Here is a 3,238-nt window from a genome sequence, read left to right as displayed (position 1 = left end):
CCGTCGCTGGCATCTGATCCAATGTACTGAAATTTTTATCAGCGTGAAGATTGCCATTACCAGCATAGCGACATAGAACTGTTTTGCCTTTTTGGAGTGCTGCAAAAGCTTCTTGTGCATTTAAAATATTGTTCATGTTCTTATCCTTTTAATAGAGCTTTTTTGAGATATAGGTCGAGATCTGATTGTTTGAGCAACCACCCAATGTAATCAGCAGGGATGTCTTTAATCGGTGTACCTTTATGTTTTCCGTAGGGCATATGGGTCGGTATGCGAGCTTGTTCTGAAAACAAGTAGAGAGACTGAAAATCTTTAACGCCAAGTACTTTGCAGATCTGCTTTAGGAGCACAGCAGTAAGAAGTGCATCTTGTTTAGCATTATGAGCATTGCGAATAGATTCTCTTGCTTTGACAGACCCATTGGTGAACTTGTAGATCAATGCTGATAAGTTATGCGCATCATCTGGCCACACCATGCGAGATAGAGCCAAGGTGCAAATCGCTTTTACATTTACTGATTTATCAGCCAGCTTTATAGCTTGGATGTCATAATCAACATTGTGGCCAATGATGTATTGGATGCCCTCAGGCAAGCGAAAAGTTTCATAACTTGGTTTGCCAGCGATATCAGACTCAAGAATGTGATGCACAGCCATAGCGCCGTAGCTGATAGGCTGAGGACAAGAAAAGTACTCATCAAAACAAGCATCTTTATCAACAGCCAATTCACCGTTTTTAAAATTGACAGGAACATGAGCTATCTCGATTGGATAGCCGTTCATGTCATGAGTTTCAGTGTCTAAAATTATTGCGCTCATGCATGCATTTCCTGTTTTGCCAGATTGTCGATTTCTTGTTTTACTGCTTCAAATTTTGATGCTTCAATTTGCGTTAATGCATCAATACCCAAATGCTCACATACTGTTTTTACATCTAAGCCGCGCTCATCGATGAATGCTTGTAATGAGTCACGCTGAGCATCTGAGATACCATTGAATTCAGGCGGATCAATCCAAACGCCTCTCACTTTATCAAAGCTACATTTAAGCTCTTTTGTGCGCAAAACCATGACTTGGCGCATGTTTTGATAATATGTATGCTCTTTATCCAGTGATTCAGTTAGTTGATTAAAGTCGCTTGCATACATAGCTTCACCACAGCTTTGCTTGAAGTTTTCAAAATCCTCCAAAGCCTTGTTATGAGCAAGCTGCTCAGGTGTAAGCGTATTAATATGTGTTTTGGCTTGGGTAATTAAATCAGCCAAAAACGTTGGGTTGACCTTTAAATCAGGAATCCAAATTTCGCCAGTGTCACCGCCCAGTGCGCCTGAGTTTTTTGCATGATGGGTAGGGCTTGGCTTAAAGTTAATGACGCGAGCGTTTTTACCTTCACCAGTGGTGACCGTGGTCAAATAACCCATGATGTCAGCAATGCGGTATAGCTCATTGCGGTTTTTACCACCCAACTCAGGGCGATAAATAATCTGGTCGTTATTATGGTCTTCACTGGCATGGGCAATAAATACAACATCCTTGCCCAGGCTAATCAAAGTATTCACATACTGCTTAAAGGTTTGGTTTGCCAAGCCTTGAGCTTTAAGTTTTAGCGAACCATCTTGTTGCTTATTGTTTTTTGTTAGCAATAAATGAGTTTTTATGCTTTCAAGCATTGCCCCAACTGTATCGATCACAACCGTATTAAACGATGCCAAATCCTGCGGAGTTAGATCGGCGACATCTTTCCATTGCTGAACCTGAATTACAGCACCACGACGTAGCTCACCAGTACGATGTGAACCTTTGTCAAAATCAAACAAAACTGCTTTGTCAGCAGTAAAGCCAAGAGATGTTTTGCCTAAACCAGGATCAGCGTAGATATAAGTAATGATTGCGCTAACATTCAATGGTTGATCAGCGGTAATGATATTAAGAGCCATGATTACAACCCCTTATTTGAGTTTGAATTGTGGTAAGCAATACGTTGATTTGCGCTATATGGCGTGCGTTGAAAGCAGTCTTTCGCATACATTGCTTCACGTTCTTTTTTACGTTGCTTAGCAACTTCTTCTTGCAGGTTTTGAAGAATCCACGGTTTGGCCGCCAATTCATCTGCTGTGACGGGTGTACTTACACCATTTCGTTCTTTGCGAATATCTGTACACTTCGAGTCTGTTGAATAAACAACAGGGTGGGTTGTACCAAGCTGAACATGGTAACGAGTAATAGGGTACTCATTGAAAAGTGCTGTGCCTGGAATCGGTTTACGAGCAATTTCTTCTGTTGTCTTAAAGAACTCTCTGAAATTCGACATTTATGCACCCTCCACCATTTTATTTTTTTCGATGTGAGCTGTGATTACAGAAATCATATTTCTGATGTCATCAGCATTGGTGAAATCGTTATAAAAGCCGCCGTTAGACAATAAGACGCGGTCTACAGCCAGATTTGTAATGAATACGGCCTTTGTGTCGCTACCTAACGCGCCGTTGTAATCAGGAACCAACTCAAAATCAAAGCTGGTAAAAACGTGGTAACCATCAAGATTAACGATCGCTTCACCAGTAGTGTCAGATGTGATTTGAACTGATAAAACGCCGTACAAAGAATTTGTATTTGCGTATGTGTAAACAGGGTTGATTTGAATGGGCTTGGTAACCAGGGCGTAAGCACCAGTTAAGCCAACCAAGGTCGCTACTGAAAATACGCTACCGACAAGTAAAGACTTGCCTAGCGTATAACTGCGGTTGTGATTTAAAACGTTTTGTTCCATAATGAAATCCTCGTGAGAGAAGTCCTGCGTCGCCAAACAGTCAGGACTTTTTTATTTTTACCTTAAAAATTCCAGCAGCCATTGCTAGTGAAGTCCAAAACTTCCCAGTTCGTGCGCGTATTTCCTGTTTTAATAACTTTGTTGTGATCCTTGATCGCTTGATCTTTCGCAAACGTCGAGCTCGTTTTACTGGTGTGAACTACTGTTGTATGTCCAGATTTTTTATTACGTAGTTTGAACATATTCATAAATACTTCCTCATTTGAGTAATAAGCCCTGTTTGATGTGAGAGTCGGCTGGGCTTTTTGCTGTGTATGAGGTAAATATTAGGTAAACCTAATTAATTAGTCAATAGGTATTCCTAATTTATTTTAGGATTACCTAATTTTTATGTTTTAATAGACAAAAGAAAACCCACACTGGGTGGGTTGGTTCATGCAAAAAACTTTTTATACATATGCAAATGACT

General features: G+C 40.4%; 4 protein-coding genes. All 4 read right to left on the bottom strand.

Features of this window, described 5'->3' with window-relative positions; genetic code table 11:
• Window positions 1–140: 140 nt before the first annotated feature.
• Genes M5121_RS15590 through M5121_RS15575 form a run of 4 tightly spaced genes read right to left on the bottom strand, consistent with a single transcriptional unit; the run spans window position 141 to window position 2,769 of the window.
• Window positions 141–818 (bottom strand): putative quorum-sensing-regulated virulence factor, encoded by a 678-nt coding sequence (locus M5121_RS15590; RefSeq protein WP_249571678.1) that lies wholly within the window; start codon window positions 816–818, stop codon window positions 141–143.
• A complete protein-coding gene (locus M5121_RS15585) occupies window positions 815–1,936 on the bottom strand; it encodes an ATP-binding protein (RefSeq protein ID WP_249571677.1) in 1,122 nt (373 codons plus the stop codon). The genes M5121_RS15590 and M5121_RS15585 overlap by 4 nt, the downstream gene beginning before the upstream one ends.
• A gap of 2 nt (window positions 1,937–1,938) precedes the next feature.
• Window positions 1,939–2,310 (bottom strand): hypothetical protein, encoded by a 372-nt coding sequence (locus M5121_RS15580; RefSeq protein ID WP_249571676.1) that lies wholly within the window; start codon window positions 2,308–2,310, stop codon window positions 1,939–1,941.
• A complete protein-coding gene (locus M5121_RS15575) occupies window positions 2,311–2,769 on the bottom strand; it encodes a hypothetical protein (RefSeq protein ID WP_249571675.1) in 459 nt (152 codons plus the stop codon).
• Between the last annotated feature and the right edge of the window lie 469 nt (window positions 2,770–3,238).

The sequence above is a fragment of the Acinetobacter sp. ANC5681 genome, from assembly GCF_023488045.1.
Taxonomy (GTDB): domain Bacteria; phylum Pseudomonadota; class Gammaproteobacteria; order Pseudomonadales; family Moraxellaceae; genus Acinetobacter.
The sequence above is the reverse complement of the archived record's forward strand: the minus strand, read 5'-3'. Positions and strand labels throughout refer to the sequence as shown.